Below are 15,880 nucleotides of genomic sequence, written 5' to 3' on the forward strand. Positions count from 1 at the left end.
CCTAGCAGGCTGTTGAAGAAGTCCGTGGCGGTGCAGGACTCGGCATGATTCACTCCCTTGAGCGAGGCTTGAGGGTTGAGGGTTGAGCATGCGGGGGTCTGACGAGCGGACGGGGTCGTTGTTCTCGTACGTGGACCTGGAGGCGCGGGTTCGGCGGGATCATCCGCTGCGGCCGATCCGGGAGATCGCAAACGCGGCGCTCAAGGACTTGAGCCAGGACTTCGCGGCGCTCTATCCGCCGAGGCTGGGGCGGCCGTCGATCCCGCCGGAGCGGCTGTTGCGGGCGATGCTGCTGCAGGCGTTCTACGGCATCCGCTCGGAGCGGCAGCTGATGGAGCGGATGGAGTTCGATCTGCTGTTCCGCTGGTTCGTGGGGCTAGGGGTGGACGATGCGGCCTGGGACCATTCGAGCTTCAGCAAGAACCGCGACCGGCTGCTGGAAGGCGAGATCGTTGGGAAGTTCCTGCGCGCCATCCTGGCCCAGCCGCGGGTGAAGCGGCTGATGTCGTCGGACCACTTCTCGGTGGACGGCACGCTGATCGAGGCCTGGGCCTCGCTGAAGAGCTTCCGCAGGAAGGACGGCTCCGACCACGACCCGGAGGGACCCGGCCGCAACGCCGAGCGCGGCTTCCATAAGGAGAAGCGCTCCAACGACACGCACCAGAGCACGACCGATCCCGAGGCCCGGCTCTACAAGAAGGGCGGCCAGCCGGCCAAGCTCTGCTACATGGGCCATGCCCTGATGGAGAACCGCCACGGTCTGGCGGTGGACGCTCTCGTCACCCAGGCCACCGGCTTCGCCGAGCGGGAAGCGACGCTGGCCATGCTGGACCGCCGGCCCGGCCGCCGCCGTATCACCCTGGGCGCCGACAAGGCCTACGACGTGCGCGGCTTCATCGGGGACCTGCGCCAGCGTCGGGTCACCCCGCACGTCGCCATCGACGGCCATGTCCGCTCGACCGCCAAGACGAGCAAGCCCCGCTCCAGCGCCGTCGACGGCCGCACCACCCGGCATCCGGGCTACGCCGTCAGCCAGCGCTGCCGCAAGCGCATCGAGGAGGTGTTCGGCTGGGCCAAGAGCGCCGCCGGCCTGGCGAAGGTCAAGCTCCGAGGCCGCGCCAGGGTCGAGGCCGTCTTCACCCTGGCGCTCGCGGCCTACAACCTCATCCGTCTGCCCAAGCTCCTCGGCGCCGCGATATGAGCCTCCTCGGCAGGTGGCGCATCGTCGAGATGCCCGACTACACCGAGGACTATCCCGACATGATGGAGCCCGCCTACATCCTCTTCGAAGCCCACGGCTCCGGCGAGTTCGCCTTCGGCTGCGTCACCGGCCAGATCTTCGGCGGCGGCGACACCGACGCCGTCGAGTTCTCTTGGACCGGCAACAACGAGATGGACGAGGCCCAAGGCCACGGCTCGGCCGACCGCCAGCCCGACGGCTCCCTCAAGGGCCAAATCTGCTTCCACCGCGGCGACGAAGCCAACTTCATCGCCCGCCGAGAGACTTCTTCAACAGCCTGCTAGGGCCCACCTTGACGGTCCAAGTTGTATGTCATACAAACAATCCATGCCGAACGTCCTATCCCTGGCCGAACAGCGTGGCAGGCGCGAGCCCGGCAAGCGCATGCGCTCGCGGCTGCTCGACGCGGCGGTGGAGCTGTTCAAGGCGCAGGGGCTGGCCGGCGTCTCCGTGGCCGAGATCGCCGCGGCGGCCGGCGCCTTCCCCAGCCAGGTCACCTACTACTTCCGGACCAAGGAGGCCCTGTTCGTCGAGGCCGCCTGCCGCGAGGTGCTCTATGTGGCGCGCCAGGCCGAGACCGCCGCGGCGTCCGCCGTCACAGGTTCGGACTACAATCGCAGCCTGGTCGAGACCGTGATCGGATCGCCGGGCCTCGCCCTCTTTGTGGACGCCCTGTCCCTCACCCGGCGGCGGCAGGACCTCGCCCCGCTGATCGAGCGGACCTTCGATCGCCTGCACGGCCAGGGCGACCGCGCCTATGCCGAGGCGCGCCAGCGGCGCGGCTGGTCGGGCGGCGACGACCCAGCCACGACGGCCCGGCGCTTCTGGACCCTGGCCCTCGGCGTCGCGCTCCGCGACGGCGCCACCGACGTCGCCGGATCGGCCGCCGTCGACGAGATGCTGGCCCTGCTGCGCCACGACGGCATCGGCGCCCGCGCGCCTGGAGGACACGCCTGATGGCCGCCGCCACCCGCCTCGACCCGAAGGACTTCTTCACCGCCGAGGAATGGGCGCCCATGTCGCGCCGCTCGTCGTGGAAGGGCCTGGCCATGATCGCCCACGCCTGGGCGACCATCTTCGCGGCCGGCGCCATGGTCGTCGTCTGGCCCTTCACCCTGCCCTTGGCGGTGATGATCATTGGGGCGCGGCAACTGGGCCTGGCCATACTGATGCACGACGCCGCCCACGGCGCGCTGCACAAGAACCTCAAGCTCAATGACTGGCTGAGCGAATGGCTCACCGGCGGCGGGGTGCATCAGTACCGGCCCTACCACCTCACCCACCACCGTTTCGCCCAGCAGTCCGAGGACCCCGACCTGACGCTCTCGGCGCCGTTCCCGATCACCGGCCAGTCCCTGAAGCGCAAGATCGTCCGCGATCTCACCGGCCAGACCTTCTTCAAGGCCCGGTTCGGCGGCTTCGTGAAGAAGCTCAATGCCCGCAAGGCCGGCGAACCCCTGGTTCCGATCCTCGCCGCCGAGTTCAAGCGCCACCGCCGCTGGCTGGCCATGGGCGCCGTCGTCACCGCGGTCGCCGCGCCCTTCGGCCTGTGGTGGGTGTGGCCGGTGCTGTGGGTCCTGCCCCAGGCCACCTGGTATCCGCTGGTCACCCGCCTGCGGAACATCGCCGAGCATGCCTGCATCGACGAGAACGAGCCCGATCCCATGCGCCAGGCCCGCACCACCAAGGCCAGCTGGCTGGAGCGCCTGCTGATCGCGCCCTACTACGTGAACTACCACTGCGAACATCACATGTTCATGCACCTGCCCTGCTACAGCCTGCCCCGCGCCCACAAGCTCCTGGCGCGCAAGGGCGTGACCGACCGCATGCTTGTGGAGCCGGGCGGCTATCTGAAAGTGTTGAGCCTGGCGTCGTCGAAGCCGGTCTAGAGTCGGCGGCCGCCATGCTAGATGGCGGGATGATCGACCCCTCGCTCGAGGGCCGCCAGGCCTTCATCCTCGCCAACACCCGCCTGCAGCAGCCTCCGCACACGCCGGAGATCACCCTGCACCTGGCCGACGAGATCACCCCGATCTGGAAGATGACCGAGGAGGCCCTGGCCGAGATCGGCCTGCCGCCGCCATTCTGGGCCTTCGCCTGGGCGGGCGGCCAGGCTCTGGCGCGCTACATCCTCGACCATCCGGAGGAGGTGGCCGGCAAGCGGGTGATCGACTTCGCCTCGGGCTCGGGGATCGTCGCCATCGCCGCCATGAAGGCCGGAGCGTACGAGGTGCTGGCCGCCGACATCGACGACTTCTGCGGCGCGGCCCTGGACCTGAACGCCAAGGCCAACGGGGTCGTCGTCGGCTATACCGGCCTCGACCTGCTGGACGCGCCCGCGCCACAGACCGACGTCATCCTGGCCGGGGACATCTGCTACGAGAAGCCCTTGGCCGCCAAGGTCATGGACTGGCTGGCGGCCGCCCACGTGCGCGGCGTGCGGGTGCTGATCGGCGATCCCGGCCGCAGCTATTTCCCAAAGGTCGGGCTGGAGAAGCTGGCCGAGTACCAGGTCGAGACCACCCGCGAACTCGAGGACTTCGCGATCAAGAAAACCGGCGTCTGGACTCTCCCGGCCTGAGCCGCTAGCCTGGAACAAATACAGAACAGTTTTATGGAGGCCGGAATGCGCGAAGACGGCAAGATCGACTATGTGGAGATGCCCGGCGGCGATCTCGTGGCCACCAAGGCTTTCTACGCCAAGGCCTTCGGCTGGAGCTTCACCGACTACGGACCGTCCTACGCGGCCTATAGCGAGGGCCTCGACGGCGGTTTCGACGCCGACGCGGCGTCCCAGATCGCCAAGCCGCTGGTGGTGCTGTTCGCCCGCGACCTGGAAGCCATGGAAGCCAAGGTGATCGCCGCCGGCGGCGTGATCGTCAAACCGATCTTCAGCTTCCCGGGCGGCCGGCGGTTCCACTTCCGCGATCCCAGCGGCAACGAACTGGCGGTCTTTACCGAGAGTTAGTCGCCTTGAGGTTGATTGAGGGTCGGACTTGCAGCCTTTGGGGGGCGACGATGCGGAGAAGCGTGGGCCTGATCGGCGCCCTGATGATGTTGTGCGCATCCTCGGCGGCGGCGCAGTCGAGGTTGTCGGTTCTGGAGGAAGCCGTGCCGCCGGCCGTGACGGCCGCGCCACTGCCCATGGGCGCCAAGCCGCGCAGCGTTTCGCTGGCTCGGGTCGGCGACACCATGAAGCACGGCCAAGCCTGGGCCCTCATCCTCTGGGGTCGAAACTGTCCCGTCGATAGCGAGGCGGCTTGGGACACCTCGCAGGACGGCTTCAAGAAAGACCCCGTGGTCGAACGGCTCTTCCGCGACGAACTCACCGGATTGGGCTTCAATGTCGCCGGCGACCCCAACAACCTGTTCAAGGACGACGAGGACGACGGAGCCGAACTCCAGGTCGGGGCCCTGATCACCGACGTCTCGATCATGGCGTGCGGCGGTCTCACGGCGCGCGATCGGAAGTTGGAGCTCGCCAATGTTCCCGCGCTCGGCGTCGCCCAGATGTCGATCGAGTGGCAGATCTATTCGCCGGTGTAGTCCAAGGTGCTCGCCAAGGTCCCCACGGTCGTACGGCTGGAATACAAGGAACCTCGGACTCAGATCGTTGACGCCATACTGCAGGGGGTTTTCGCCGCCAATGTCCGAGCTCTGGCGGCGTCGGACGATTTCCGGACCGCGGTGCTCGCCGCGGGGCCCGCGCCCTCGGCGCTGAGAAGTCCGACCGCGGCGCCGCCTATCGCCCTGCCGCTGGCCCAAACCGGGGCGGCGCGACCTATTTCGGAGGCTTCTGGTTCGGTGGTCGCCCTGTTCACCGGCGAGGGCATGGGCAGCGGTTTCCTCGTTTCGCGCGACGGCCATCTGTTGACCAACCGTCACGTGGTGGGCGCCTCCAAATTCCTGAAGGTGAAGTGGTCGGACGGCGTGGAGACCGTCGGCGAGGTCATTCGCTCGGACGCGGGGCGCGACATCGCCCTGATCAAGACCGACCCGCGCGGGCGCGAGCCCTTCGATCTGCGGCGCAGCGGGGTGCAGCCTGGGGAGACGGTGTTCGCGATCGGGACACCGCTGGACTCGCGGCTGCAGGGCAGCCTGACCCGCGGTGTGGTGTCTGCCACCGGCATTCTCGGCGGCTACAACTTCATCCAGAGTGACGTGGTGGTGAACCCCGGAAACAGCGGCGGGCCGCTGCTCGATCAGAGGGGGGAGGTGATCGGTGTGACGGTGGCCGGCATCGGGCAGAAGGACGCCCCCCGGGGCATCAACTTCTTCATCCCCATCGACGACGCCTTCGCCTTCCTGTCCCTGAATCCCTCGTCCTAGGACGGTCCGCCCGCCCGGCGCCCGCCGCCTCTGCGCGCAGCCGCACCGGCTCCGGGACCTCGATCGCCCTGTCCTTTATCCTGCCGACCTATGCAACGAGGTTAGAAGCGTCGCCGTAACAGGCGGCGGCCAGGACCATGCGCGCGCGTTCGTCAGCTTCGCCCGGCTTGGGCAGGGTCGCGGCGTAGCAGGCTTCGAAGGAACCGCTCAGTTCGGTGAGCGCACCCTCCATGCCTTGTTCCAGCAGCCAGGTCTCCGCCGCCAGCTCCTCAGCCGACGGCAGGGTCGGCCTGCCGATGGCCAGGCAGGCGATCAGCCCGGCCGAAGCCGCCAAGATGTCGAACCTGCGCATGTCTATCCCCTGCCCCGTCATACGGGCGCGGACGGTCCCCGGCAAGGCGGCGCCCCGCGATCAGGGGCGAGGTTCGCGGCGCGGCGATCCTGATTGACGCCTCCACCGAGAGGCGCAATCTGAGCTCACCGACCAAGCAGGCGAGTGGCCATGACTCCAGACGACGTGCGTGAGATCGCCCTGTCCTTCCCAGGCGCGGAGGAAGGCTCCTCCTACGGCCAGCCCTCGTTCAAGGTCTATGGCAAGTTCTTCACGCGGCTGCGGCGGGAGGACCAGAGCGTGGTCCTGCTGGATGTCAGCTACGACGAGCGTGAGATGCTCATGGAGGCCGAGCCCGCCACCTTCCACATCACGCCGCACTACAAGGACTATCCCAGCGTGCTGGCCCGCATCGAGAGCCTGCATCCGGGGTCGTTCCGCAACTTCCTCGACCGCCGCTGGCGCAAGCTCGCGCCGAAGAAGGTGGTGAAGGAGTTCGACTCGGCGCGGGTCGGCCATGACGCCTGAGGCCCTGCGGGCCGTGGCGCTCGCCCTCCCCGGCGCGGAGGAGGGCTTCAACATGGGCTCAGTGGTGTTCAAGGTGAACGGCAAGGTCCTCTGCCGCCTGCTGTCGGACGAGACGGCCATGTTCACCGGTGTCGGCTTCGACGAGCGCGAGATGCTGCTGGAGGCTCGGCCCGACGTCTTCCACATCACCCCGCACTACAAGGACTATCCGGGCATGCTGGTGAACCTGGGGCCGATGGAGCGGGCGGAGTGTGCGAGCTTCCTGGAGGCCCGCTGGCGGCAGATCGCGCCGAAGCGGGCGGTGAAGGACTTCGACGCGGGGATCTAGCCCCTAGAAATCGTCTTCCATGGCCGCCCGGAAGTTCTCGAACACCTCCGCCGCGCGTTCGTTCGTGGGCTCTTCCGGATCGGCCGGGGCCTCCGCGACCGGGGCGCCGCCGGTGAGCCGACCGGCCACCCCGCCGTTCTGGACCAGCAGCAGTTCCTCGCCCTCCTCGACGCTGGCGAGGAGCTGGGCGAGCTTGGGCGGCAAGTCGTCGAGATCGATGCGCTTCATGGCCCGGCGATGTTACGGAACCCTCGGGCGTGACACCAGCCCGCCCGCGCCCTAGCTTCCCGCCCGAGTTCAGGAGACGACATGGCCTATCGGTCCTTGCGGGAGTTCATCGCCAAGCTGGAGGCGGCCGGGGAACTGGTCCGCGTCTCCGAGCCCGTCTCGTCCGTCCTCGAGATGACCGAGATCCATCGCCGGCTGCTGGCCAAGGGCGGCCCTGCGGTGATCTTCGAGAACGTCATCCGCGCCGACGGTGAACGCTCCTCCATGCCCTGCCTGGTCAACCTGTTCGGCACGGTGAAGCGGGTGGCCATGGGCGTGACCCTGGACGGCCGCGAGCGGACCACGGCGGCCGACCTGCGCGAGGTCGGCGAACTGCTGGCCTTCCTGCGGGCGCCGGAGCCGCCGCGCGGCCTGAAGGACGCCTGGGACATGCTGCCGCTCGCCAAGACCGTGATGTCCATGCGGCCGGCGACGGTGAAGAAGGCGCCGGTGCAGGAGGTGGTCTGGACGGGGGACCAGATCGACCTCTCCAGGCTGCCGATCCAGACCTGCTGGCCGGGCGAACCCGCGCCCCTGATCACCTGGCCGCTGGTGGTGACCAAGGGGCCGTCGGACGAGCGCGAGGACGACTACAACCTCGGCATCTACCGCATGCAGGTGATCGGCAAGGACAGGACGATCATGCGCTGGCTGGCCCATCGCGGCGGCGCCCAGCACCACCGTCGCTGGAAGGCGGCCGGCAAGCCCGACGCCCTGCCCGCCTGCGCGGTGATCGGCGCCGATCCGGGGACCATCCTGGCCGCCGTGACCCCGGTGCCCGAGACCCTGTCGGAGTACCAGTTCGCCGGCCTGATGCGCGGGGCCAAGGTGGACCTGGTGGCCGCCAAGACGGTGCCTCTGATGGTCCCGGCCCAGGCCGAGATCGTCATCGAGGGCCACGTCATGCTGGACGAGTACGCCGACGAGGGCCCCTACGGCGACCACACGGGCTACTACAACTCGGTCGAACAGTTCCCGGTGTTCAAGGTCAGCGCCATCACCATGCGCAAGGACCCGATCTACCTCACCACCTTCACCGGCCGGCCGCCGGACGAGCCCAGCGTGCTGGGCGAGGCCCTGAACGAGGTGTTCATTCCCCTGCTGCGCCAGCAGTTCCCGGAGATCGTCGACTTCTGGCTGCCGCCCGAGGGCTGCTCCTACCGGATCGCCGTGGTCTCCATGAAGAAGGCCTATCCGGGCCACGCCAAGCGCGTGATGATGGGCGTCTGGAGCTATCTGCGGCAGTTTATGTACACCAAGTGGGTGATCGTCGTGGACGACGACATCGACGCCCGCGACTGGAAGGACGTCATGTGGGCGCTCTCCACCCGCATGGACCCGGCCCGCGACATCACCCTCGTGGAGGGCACGCCCATCGACTATCTCGACTTCGCCTCGCCCGAGAGCGGGCTGGGCTCGAAGATCGGCCTCGACGCCACCAGTAAGTGGCCGCCGGAAACCAAGCGCGAGTGGGGCGAGAAGCTGGGCATGGATGAGGCGACCGTCGCGGCGGTGACCGCGAAGTGGGCGCGGCTGGGTCTGCCGGACTAGCGTCGCCTACCCGACCTCTTGCCCTTCGCGTCGTTACGCGCACAACTGCGCGCCATCGCGTGGGGCGATAGAGGAACATCACACATGGACGCCGTCTCTTCGGGCCATGCGGCAGCGCTGTGGACTGGGCTGCATCTCATCCTGCTGCTGGTGCTTTCGCTGCTGGTGGTACGCCAGCGCCAGCGTCACAAGGTCGCCCTCGGCGACGAGGGCGTGCCGGAACTGGCCCAGGCCATCCGCGCCTTCGGCAACGCCACGGAATATATCCCGCCGGCCCTGATCGGGATCGCGGTCCTGGCCGTCGTCGACGCCGCGCCCCTGGCCATCCACGTGACCGGCTTCGTGCTGTTCGTGGGCCGGGTGCTGCACGCCTTCGGCCTATCGCGCAGCGGCGGGGCCTCCTTCGCCCGGACCATCGGCATGACCATGACCTGGCTGGCCTATGTGTTCGCCAGCGTCGCCCTGCTGTTCAACGCGATCGTCTAGCGCCCGCTTCAGCTTGCCCAAGGCGGCGCATCCCGCCATATGGCCAGGATGGATGAGAGCCTGTTAGCCGATATCGTGGCCGCCGCGCGCAAAGCCGGGGCCGATGCAGCCGAAGCCGTGGGCGCCGAGCGCCGAGCCCTGGGCATCAATGTGCGTCTGGGCGAACTGGAAGAGGTGGAGCGCGAGGAATCCCGCGACCTGGGCCTGAGGGTCTTCGTGGGACAGCGGCAGGCCACGGTCTCCGGTTCCGACATTTCCAAGGACGCCCGCGCCAAGCTGGTGGAGCGCGCCGTAGCCATGGCGAGGCTCGCCCCCGAGGACCCCTATGCCGGGCTCGCGCCAATGGATCGCCTGGCCCAGGGCCCCTTCCCCGACCTCGACCTCTATGACGGCGATGAGCCCAGCCCTGAATCCCTCGAGGACGTCGCGCGCGCCGCCGAAGACGCCGCCCGCGCCAATCCCGGGGTGACCAATTCCGAAGGCGGCTCGGCCTCCACCTCGTCCAGCCAGTGGCGGCTGGTGACCTCCGGCGGCTTTTCCGGCCTCTACAGCGCCTCGACCTTCTCCATCGGAGCCTCCGTGGTCGCCGGTGAGGGCGAGACCATGGAGAGCGGCTATGACGGCCGCTCCACCCGCTGGCGCGCCGACCTGCCGGCCCCCGCGACCATCGGGGCCGAGGCCGCCCGCCGCGCCGTCGCCCGCCTGGGCGCCCGCAAGATCGATTCGACCACCGCCCCGGTGATCTTCGAGAACCGCCTCGCCACGTCGCTGATCGGCCCTCTGATCGGGGCGATCTCCGGGCCGTCCATCGCCCGCGGCACCTCGTTCCTCAAGGACAGGCTGGGCCAGGCGGTGTTCGCCAAGGGCGTCAACATCGTCGACGACCCGCATGTCCGCCGGGGCCTCGGCTCTTCGCCCTTTGACGACGAGGGCGTCGCCAACCAGGCCCGCAGCCTGATCGACGACGGCGTGCTGACCACCTGGCTGTTGAACTCGTCCTCGGCCCGCCAGCTCAGCCTAGAGACCACCGGCCACGCCTCGCGCGGCCTGGCCGGCCCGCCCGGCGTCTCCACCACCAACCTGACCGTGCGTCCGGGCGCCAAGGACCAGGCCGCCCTGATGGCCGACGCCAAGACCGGGCTGGTCATCACCTCGATGTTCGGCCCCTCCCTGAACGGCAATACCGGCGACTGGTCGGTGGGCTGCGCCGGCTTCTGGTTCGAGAACGGGGAGCTGGCCTATCCGGTCACCGAGATCACCGTGGCCGGCAACCTGATCGACATCTACGCCCGCCTGATCCCCGGCTCCGACCTGGAGATCCGCGGCTCGGCCAATTCGCCCTCGATCCTGGTCGACGGCCTGGCGATCGCCGGCCGCTGATGCCCGTGGCCGCCGCCGACCTGGCGCTGATCACCGAGGCGGCGCACGAGGCCGGCGCCCTGGCGCTCAGGCTGCGGGCGGAGGGTCTGGTCACCGAGTACAAGGCCGGCGATTCCCCGGTCACCAACGCCGACCTGGCCTGCGACGCCCTGCTGAAGGAACGCCTTTCGGCCGCCCGGCCGGACTATGGCTGGCTGTCGGAAGAGACCGCCGACGACCCCGCGCGCCTCACCAAGCGCCGGCTGTTCGTGGTCGACCCCATCGACGGCACCCGGTCCTTCCTGAAGGACCGCCCATGGTGGGTGGTGTCGATCGCCGTGGTCGAAGACCGGCTGCCCCTGGCCGGGGTGGTGTTCGCGCCCCAACTCGACGAGACCTACACGGCCATGGCCGGACGCGGCGCGCGCCTCGACGGCTTTTCGATCCACGCCTCGAGCTGCGACAAGGTCGAGGGCTGCGGCATGGTCGGCGACGCCCGGATGTTCGCCCACCCGGCCTGGCCCACGCCCTGGCCCGACATGCGCATCGAGGCGCGCAACTCCACCGCCTACCGGATGTGCGCCATCGCCTCGGGCGCCTTCGACTCCACCATCGCCCTGGTTCCCAAATTCGACTGGGACCTGGCCGCCGCCGACCTGATCGCCCGGGAAGCCGGCGCCTTCGTCGGCGACCATCATGGCCGACCCTTCAGCTACAATGGCCCGAAACCGGCGCAGCCGAGCCTCGTCTGCGCCGCGCCGCGCCTCGCCCCATTGATCCTGGAGCGCGTCTCGCATATCGCCCTCCGCAATTGATCGTTTTTGGGAAATGAGCCGGCCATGCCCGACAGACAGCTCCTGCACCTCGTCATCGGCGGCGAACTCGAAGAGGTCGAATGCGTAAAGTTCCGCGACCTCTCGAAGATCGACCTGGTGGGAGCCTACGCCAGCCACGCCGAGGCGCTCGCCGCGTGGCGCGCCAAGGCGCAGTCCACGGTCGACAACGCCCTGATGCGGTACTTCATCATCCACGCCCACAAGCTGCTCGATCCGCACGACGACGAGCCGCACACGCACTAGGGGCGTGACAGCCTGAAGTGGGCGCCGATTCAGGCGCCCGTCACGCTCCAACACTTTGAGCTAGGGCCTTTGCCTGCGGCGCAGGCAAGTCCACTTGAACCCAAAAGGCTCCAGCCTCGGGCGAGGCCTGCGCGACGGGGGTGGACGACCCGGCGCGCGCCGCATAACCCAGGCGCCGTCCCTTGCTTCAGATTCCTCCCGCTTCGATATAGAAGAATATTAGAACTCCAGCCTGACGTGAAAGATTATCCTGACATCGTCTTAGATGCGTCAGAGTATCTCAGCACATCCAGGCTTTCGTTAAGGGTTGCACAGAGATACCTCCATAAGGTGATCGAACACAAGTCGCTCGTTTTGCGGGGGGTTCGATGTACCGGATTCAATGGCGTTCGATGGGGGTCTCCCAATGGACTATTGGGGCCATGATCATAAGTTTGCCGGCCGCCGCCGGTGTGGCGAGCGTAACGGCGCGACTGCCCGACACGGTCGAGGTCCTCGTTGTGCCGGATGTCGGAACGCCCGCCGCGCCGAAACCTTCCACTGGCCGTCGCGTTTGAATTGACTTCGTTCACCTGGCGCTCGGCCGACGAAGACTGAAATCGGTTACGTCGACACTGGACGGTGGGTTGCGGGCTCGCGCCCTATTCCCGCTTCAGCAGGCCCTCGGTCAGCAGGCGGCCCCACATCTGGCTGCGGAAGTCGGCCTTGATGCCAGCCTCATCGTAGGCGTCGCTCGCCACCCAGTCGAGGAAGCTCTGGCCCTTGGATTCGCCCTCGGCCAGGTAGCGTTCGAAGGTGTAATCCAGCACCCCGGTCTTACCCTGTTTCACGTGCAGGTACTTCAGGGAGAGCTGCTCCAGAGCCTCGCGGATCGGCACGCCCTGGCGGAAGTGCTTGTAGAAGACGCTCATGATGCCCGCCCGGTCCGCACCGGACTTGCAGTGCATAAGGGCCGGGTACGCGATGCTCTCGAACAGCGCCTTGGCGCCCAGGACGCGGGCGCGGCTCGGGACCTCGCGCGAGGTGATGGTGAAGTCGACCATCGTCAGGCCCAGGCGCTCGCAGGCGTCCTTCTCCAGGGCGTGGAAGCTGGCGTCGAACCCGCCGCGCAGGTTGATGATGGTCTTGATCCCGCGGCGCTTCCACTCGGCCAGCTGATGGGGCCAGGGCTGGTTGGTGCGCACCAGCTCGTCGCTGATCCAATGGGCGTTCTGGAAGCCCAGCCGCAGATAGGCGTGATCCTTCCAGAGGTAATCTAGATAGGTCGAAGTGCGTCCGGCGGGCGTTGTGAGGTCGAAATCGGCCAAGATAGGTTCCTGCGTCACGCGCCCTAACTAGGGGTTTCGGGCGCCGAGCGGAAGCGCCAGGGGCTAGACGAGGGCGGTCGACCGGATCTGCGCGGCCGGAGGCGCGGACTTGCGCAGCAATCGGGTCACGCGGTCGAGGAAGTCGGCGCCGCTGAACGGTTTGGTCAGGCAGTCGCGCGCGCCGCGGTTGACGGCGCGCTGGATGTCTTCCGCGCCCAGCTTGCGGCCCATGACTAGGATCGGGAACGGAGGCTTGCAGCCCGGCGGCGTCAGGGCGCTGAGCACCTCGAACCCGTCCATGTCCGGGATGGCCAGCTCCATGACCAGGGCGGCGGGGCGGGTGTTGCGCATGATATCCAGCGCCGCGCGGCCGCTGCGAGACGTGGTGGTGTCGTAGCCGGCGACCTCGAGGCGGATCTGCAGCATCTCCAGGACGGCGCGATCGTGGTCGACGACCATGAGCTTCAGGCCGCGGGTGTCGAATTGCATTGTCGAAGACCCCTTCCTGAACGGATGGCCCGGACGTTCGAAATCTCAGAAGAGGTCGAGGTCGCCCGCGTCGTCACCCTGGTTGATGCCCATCTCTTCACCGCCGAACGCCGTGGACATGCGATCGGCCAGGACGCCCAGGGTGATGTCGTCGATGGCCGCCTGGACCGGGACCATCACCTCGTCGCAGACGTTCTCGCTGACCTTGCGGGCGAAGGCCGACAGGCCGGTCAGGTGCTGGCTGAGCAGGTCGACGGCCTGCATGCCTTCGATGAGGCGGGTGCGCTCCGACTCCGGCGTGGTCTTCATCAGTTCACCGATCAGCTTGTCGAGGAAGATGCAGCGGGCGCCGGCCAACTCGATCTCCCAGGCCAAGGCGTCGAACGTCGTCGCGGCGCTGGCTTCCAATCCGCCATCCGCCTGCCGCTGCGCCTGCATGCCGCTCTCCCCGCCTGGACCCGCAAGCTGCACGAGCGGCCTTAACGCCCAATAAACTCTGTCGAACACCGTTCAGTCGAAACGTCACAGGTCCCGCGGCGCCGTTGGCCTCCCTTGACTTCGGAGCCCCGACAGCCGACCCCAAGGGCGATGAGCGAGCCCGCCGCCGAGCTGCCCACCCGCGCCGTGATCGGCCGGATCGCGCGCGTCTACATGACGCCGCGGTGGAAGGGCTGGACCGTGGCGATGCTGGCGGCCGTGGCCGTGGCCTATCTCAGCGCCACCCTGATCCAGATGATGGAACCGGCGATCAACGATCTGCTGGTCAACCACAAGCCCGGCGCCCTGCTGGCCCTGCCCGTCACCATAGCCGCCCTAGCCATCGGCCGGGCCCTGGCCCAGGTGATCCAGGCCACCCAGGTCAACCGCATCGGCAACGAGGTGGTGGGCCAGGTCCAGGTGCAGCTGTTCGGCAAGCTGGTGCGCGCCGACCTGGCGCGGCTGCGCAGCGAGCATTCCGGCTCCTTCGTCTCCTCGGTGCTCTACGACGCCGGGCTGATCCGCGAGGCCGCGACGTCCGGCGTGATCAATTACACCCAGCACGCGCTCACCCTGCTTGGCGCCTTCATCGTCATGACCAGCAACGATCCGGCGCTCTCCCTCGTGCTGGTCGTCGCAGCCCCCCTGGCCAGCATGATCATGCGCCGGTTCTCCCGCCGCACGGTCAAGGCCACCAAGGGCGCCATGGCCGAGACCTCGGCCCTCTCCACCGCCATCATGGAAAGCCTCGACGGCGTCCGCGTGGTGAAGATCGAGAACCGCGAGGACTATGAGGAAGGCCGGGTCGCCGAGGTGGTCCAGCGCCGCCAGAAGCATCTGGTGAAGGGCGCCAACGCCCGCGCCCGCGCAGCGCCGGCCACCGAACTGCTGATGACGCTGATCACCGCGGCGGTTATCGCCTACGCCGGCTGGCGCTCGCAGACCGGAGCGATGAACGTCGGGGCCTTCGTGGCCTTCATCATGGCGCTGGGCCTGGCGAGCCAGTCCCTGCGCCAGCTCGCCAACCTGCAGACCGTGATGGCCGAGGGCCTGGCCGCCGCCCGGCGGCTGTTCACCGCCCTCGACGTCCAGCCTGAGGTGCGCGAACGTGCCGGCGCCAGGCCGCTGCCGCGCGGCGCGGCCACCATCGGCTTCGCCGACGTCGGCTTCAGCTACGCTGCCGATGGCCCGCCCGCCCTGCGCGAGGTGACCCTGGAGGTCCGCCGGGGCGAGACCGTGGCCCTGGTCGGCCCCTCCGGCGGCGGCAAGAGCACCATCCTCAACCTCATCCCGCGCTTCTACGACGCCACCGCAGGCCAGGTGAGCATCGACGGGATCGACGTGCGCGACGTGACGCTCGCCTCGCTGCGGGACCAGATCGCCCTGGTGACCCAGGAGCCCTTCCTGTTCGACGACACCGTCCGCGCCAATATCGCCTATGCCCGCCCCGACGCGACCCGGGCCGAGATCGAGGCGGCCGCCTCGGCGGCGGCGGCCCATGACTTCATCGGCGACCTGCCGGACGGCTACGACACCCTGGTGGGCGAGGCCGGGGCGCGGCTCTCCGGCGGCCAGCGCCAGCGCATCGCCATCGCCCGTGCCTTAATCGCCGACCCGCGCCTGCTGATCTTCGACGAGGCTACGAGCGCGCTCGATTACGAGTCGGAGAGCATCATCCAGCAGAACCTGGCGCGCATCTGCCAGGACCGCACCGTGATTCTCATCGCCCATCGGCTCAGCACCGTGCGCCACGCCGACCGCATCTACGTGCTTGACAAGGGTCAGGTCATCGAGCAGGGCACGCACCACGAGCTGCTCGGCCTCAAGGGCTATTACTGGCAGTTGCACCAGCACCAGGGAGGAACTTATGTCGCCGTCTGAACGCACGTTTCACGCCCGCTGGCAGGCGTTATGGGAAAAACTCGAACCTCGGCTGGTGTCGGCCTGGGACAAACTGCTGCGGCTCGTGGGCATCGTGCTACGCGCGCTGTGGCGCGCCGCGGTCTGGATTGGGAAGATGCTGAAGCCGGTGTTGCGCACGTTCTGGACTCTGCTCAAGCGCATCCCCACGGTCGCGCGCGCGAGTGCGTGGGGCGCGGCGCGGATCGC

General features: G+C 68.3%; 22 protein-coding genes. 17 read left to right on the plus strand and 5 right to left on the minus strand.

Annotated features, from left to right (window positions below; translation table 11 throughout):
* Positions 1–88: 88 nt before the first annotated feature.
* The 8 genes from Q8Q88_RS10595 to Q8Q88_RS10630 are packed head-to-tail and all read left to right on the plus strand — an operon-like array spanning position 89 to position 5,569.
* Entirely contained in the window at positions 89–1,201 is a 1,113-nt protein-coding gene (locus tag Q8Q88_RS10595) for an IS5 family transposase (protein ID WP_305675160.1), read from the plus strand.
* Entirely contained in the window at positions 1,198–1,524 is a 327-nt protein-coding gene (locus tag Q8Q88_RS10600) for a hypothetical protein (protein WP_305675161.1), read from the plus strand. The genes Q8Q88_RS10595 and Q8Q88_RS10600 overlap by 4 nt, the downstream gene beginning before the upstream one ends.
* Positions 1,525–1,567: 43 nt before the next feature.
* Positions 1,568–2,197 carry a TetR/AcrR family transcriptional regulator C-terminal domain-containing protein gene (locus tag Q8Q88_RS10605; RefSeq protein ID WP_305675162.1) on the plus strand — a complete coding sequence of 210 codons (630 nt, stop codon included), beginning with the start codon at positions 1,568–1,570 and terminating at the stop codon, positions 2,195–2,197.
* Positions 2,197–3,129, plus strand: coding sequence for a fatty acid desaturase family protein (locus Q8Q88_RS10610; protein WP_305675163.1), 933 nt, complete (start codon positions 2,197–2,199; stop codon positions 3,127–3,129). The genes Q8Q88_RS10605 and Q8Q88_RS10610 overlap by 1 nt, the downstream gene beginning before the upstream one ends.
* Before the next feature lie 29 nt (positions 3,130–3,158).
* Entirely contained in the window at positions 3,159–3,821 is a 663-nt protein-coding gene (locus Q8Q88_RS10615) for a methyltransferase (protein ID WP_305675164.1), read from the plus strand.
* Positions 3,822–3,866: 45 nt separating this feature from the next.
* Positions 3,867–4,208 carry a VOC family protein gene (locus Q8Q88_RS10620; protein WP_305675165.1) on the plus strand — a complete coding sequence of 114 codons (342 nt, stop codon included), beginning with the start codon at positions 3,867–3,869 and terminating at the stop codon, positions 4,206–4,208.
* Between the two features lie 50 nt (positions 4,209–4,258).
* On the plus strand, positions 4,259–4,786 hold the full coding sequence (locus tag Q8Q88_RS10625; RefSeq protein WP_305675166.1) for a hypothetical protein: 528 nt from the start codon (positions 4,259–4,261) through the stop codon (positions 4,784–4,786).
* A 6-nt stretch (positions 4,787–4,792) separates the two neighbouring features.
* Complete coding sequence (locus Q8Q88_RS10630) at positions 4,793–5,569, plus strand: S1C family serine protease (protein ID WP_305675167.1); 777 nt, start codon at positions 4,793–4,795, stop codon at positions 5,567–5,569.
* An 88-nt stretch (positions 5,570–5,657) separates the two neighbouring features.
* Here Q8Q88_RS10630 and Q8Q88_RS10635 read toward each other — a convergent pair whose 3' ends face one another.
* Entirely contained in the window at positions 5,658–5,921 is a 264-nt protein-coding gene (locus Q8Q88_RS10635) for a hypothetical protein (protein WP_305675168.1), read from the minus strand.
* Between the two features lie 150 nt (positions 5,922–6,071).
* Here Q8Q88_RS10635 and Q8Q88_RS10640 point away from each other — a divergent pair, with 150 nt between their 5' ends.
* Complete coding sequence (locus Q8Q88_RS10640) at positions 6,072–6,428, plus strand: MmcQ/YjbR family DNA-binding protein (protein WP_305675169.1); 357 nt, start codon at positions 6,072–6,074, stop codon at positions 6,426–6,428.
* Positions 6,418–6,756: an MmcQ/YjbR family DNA-binding protein gene (locus Q8Q88_RS10645; RefSeq protein ID WP_305675170.1), complete on the plus strand. Its 339-nt coding sequence runs from the start codon at positions 6,418–6,420 to the stop codon at positions 6,754–6,756. Before Q8Q88_RS10640 ends, Q8Q88_RS10645 begins: the two co-directional genes overlap by 11 nt.
* A gap of 3 nt (positions 6,757–6,759) precedes the next feature.
* On the opposite strand, the gene Q8Q88_RS10650 is transcribed toward Q8Q88_RS10645, so the two are convergent.
* Entirely contained in the window at positions 6,760–6,984 is a 225-nt protein-coding gene (locus tag Q8Q88_RS10650) for a hypothetical protein (RefSeq protein WP_305675171.1), read from the minus strand.
* An 81-nt stretch (positions 6,985–7,065) separates the two neighbouring features.
* Here Q8Q88_RS10650 and Q8Q88_RS10655 point away from each other — a divergent pair, with 81 nt between their 5' ends.
* The 5 genes from Q8Q88_RS10655 to Q8Q88_RS10675 all read left to right on the plus strand — a co-directional run bounded on the left by Q8Q88_RS10655 (position 7,066) and on the right by Q8Q88_RS10675 (position 11,498).
* Positions 7,066–8,574, plus strand: coding sequence for a UbiD family decarboxylase (locus Q8Q88_RS10655; RefSeq protein ID WP_305675172.1), 1,509 nt, complete (start codon positions 7,066–7,068; stop codon positions 8,572–8,574).
* An 84-nt stretch (positions 8,575–8,658) separates the two neighbouring features.
* Positions 8,659–9,060: an MAPEG family protein gene (locus Q8Q88_RS10660; RefSeq protein WP_305675173.1), complete on the plus strand. Its 402-nt coding sequence runs from the start codon at positions 8,659–8,661 to the stop codon at positions 9,058–9,060.
* Between the two features lie 48 nt (positions 9,061–9,108).
* Positions 9,109–10,440: a TldD/PmbA family protein gene (locus Q8Q88_RS10665; RefSeq protein WP_305675174.1), complete on the plus strand. Its 1,332-nt coding sequence runs from the start codon at positions 9,109–9,111 to the stop codon at positions 10,438–10,440.
* Positions 10,440–11,234 (plus strand): 3'(2'),5'-bisphosphate nucleotidase CysQ, encoded by a 795-nt coding sequence (locus tag Q8Q88_RS10670; RefSeq protein WP_305675175.1) that lies wholly within the window; start codon positions 10,440–10,442, stop codon positions 11,232–11,234. The genes Q8Q88_RS10665 and Q8Q88_RS10670 overlap by 1 nt, the downstream gene beginning before the upstream one ends.
* Positions 11,235–11,258: 24 nt before the next feature.
* A complete protein-coding gene (locus tag Q8Q88_RS10675) occupies positions 11,259–11,498 on the plus strand; it encodes a DUF4170 domain-containing protein (protein ID WP_305675176.1) in 240 nt (79 codons plus the stop codon).
* A 641-nt stretch (positions 11,499–12,139) separates the two neighbouring features.
* Here Q8Q88_RS10675 and Q8Q88_RS10680 read toward each other — a convergent pair.
* The 3 genes from Q8Q88_RS10680 to Q8Q88_RS10690 form a co-directional block, all read right to left on the minus strand.
* Positions 12,140–12,805, minus strand: a complete 666-nt coding sequence (locus Q8Q88_RS10680) for a beta-lactamase hydrolase domain-containing protein (protein WP_305675177.1) — start codon at positions 12,803–12,805, stop codon at positions 12,140–12,142.
* A gap of 63 nt (positions 12,806–12,868) precedes the next feature.
* The gene (locus Q8Q88_RS10685; RefSeq protein ID WP_305675178.1) at positions 12,869–13,294 is read right to left on the minus strand and encodes a response regulator; all 426 of its coding nucleotides are present in this window, start codon (positions 13,292–13,294) and stop codon (positions 12,869–12,871) included.
* Between the two features lie 45 nt (positions 13,295–13,339).
* Positions 13,340–13,732 carry a hypothetical protein gene (locus tag Q8Q88_RS10690; RefSeq protein WP_305675179.1) on the minus strand — a complete coding sequence of 131 codons (393 nt, stop codon included), beginning with the start codon at positions 13,730–13,732 and terminating at the stop codon, positions 13,340–13,342.
* A gap of 150 nt (positions 13,733–13,882) precedes the next feature.
* Between Q8Q88_RS10690 and Q8Q88_RS10695 the strand changes: the two genes are divergently transcribed.
* Together Q8Q88_RS10695 and Q8Q88_RS10700 are read left to right on the plus strand one after the other, a co-directional pair.
* Positions 13,883–15,652 (plus strand): ABC transporter ATP-binding protein, encoded by a 1,770-nt coding sequence (locus Q8Q88_RS10695; RefSeq protein WP_305675180.1) that lies wholly within the window; start codon positions 13,883–13,885, stop codon positions 15,650–15,652.
* Positions 15,639–15,880: hypothetical protein (locus tag Q8Q88_RS10700; RefSeq protein ID WP_305675181.1), on the plus strand; the 242-nt coding region annotated here is incomplete at its 3' end. The genes Q8Q88_RS10695 and Q8Q88_RS10700, both read left to right, overlap by 14 nt.

Origin of the sequence: Phenylobacterium sp., assembly GCF_030697925.1 — a bacterium.
Lineage (GTDB): Bacteria > Pseudomonadota > Alphaproteobacteria > Caulobacterales > Caulobacteraceae > Phenylobacterium.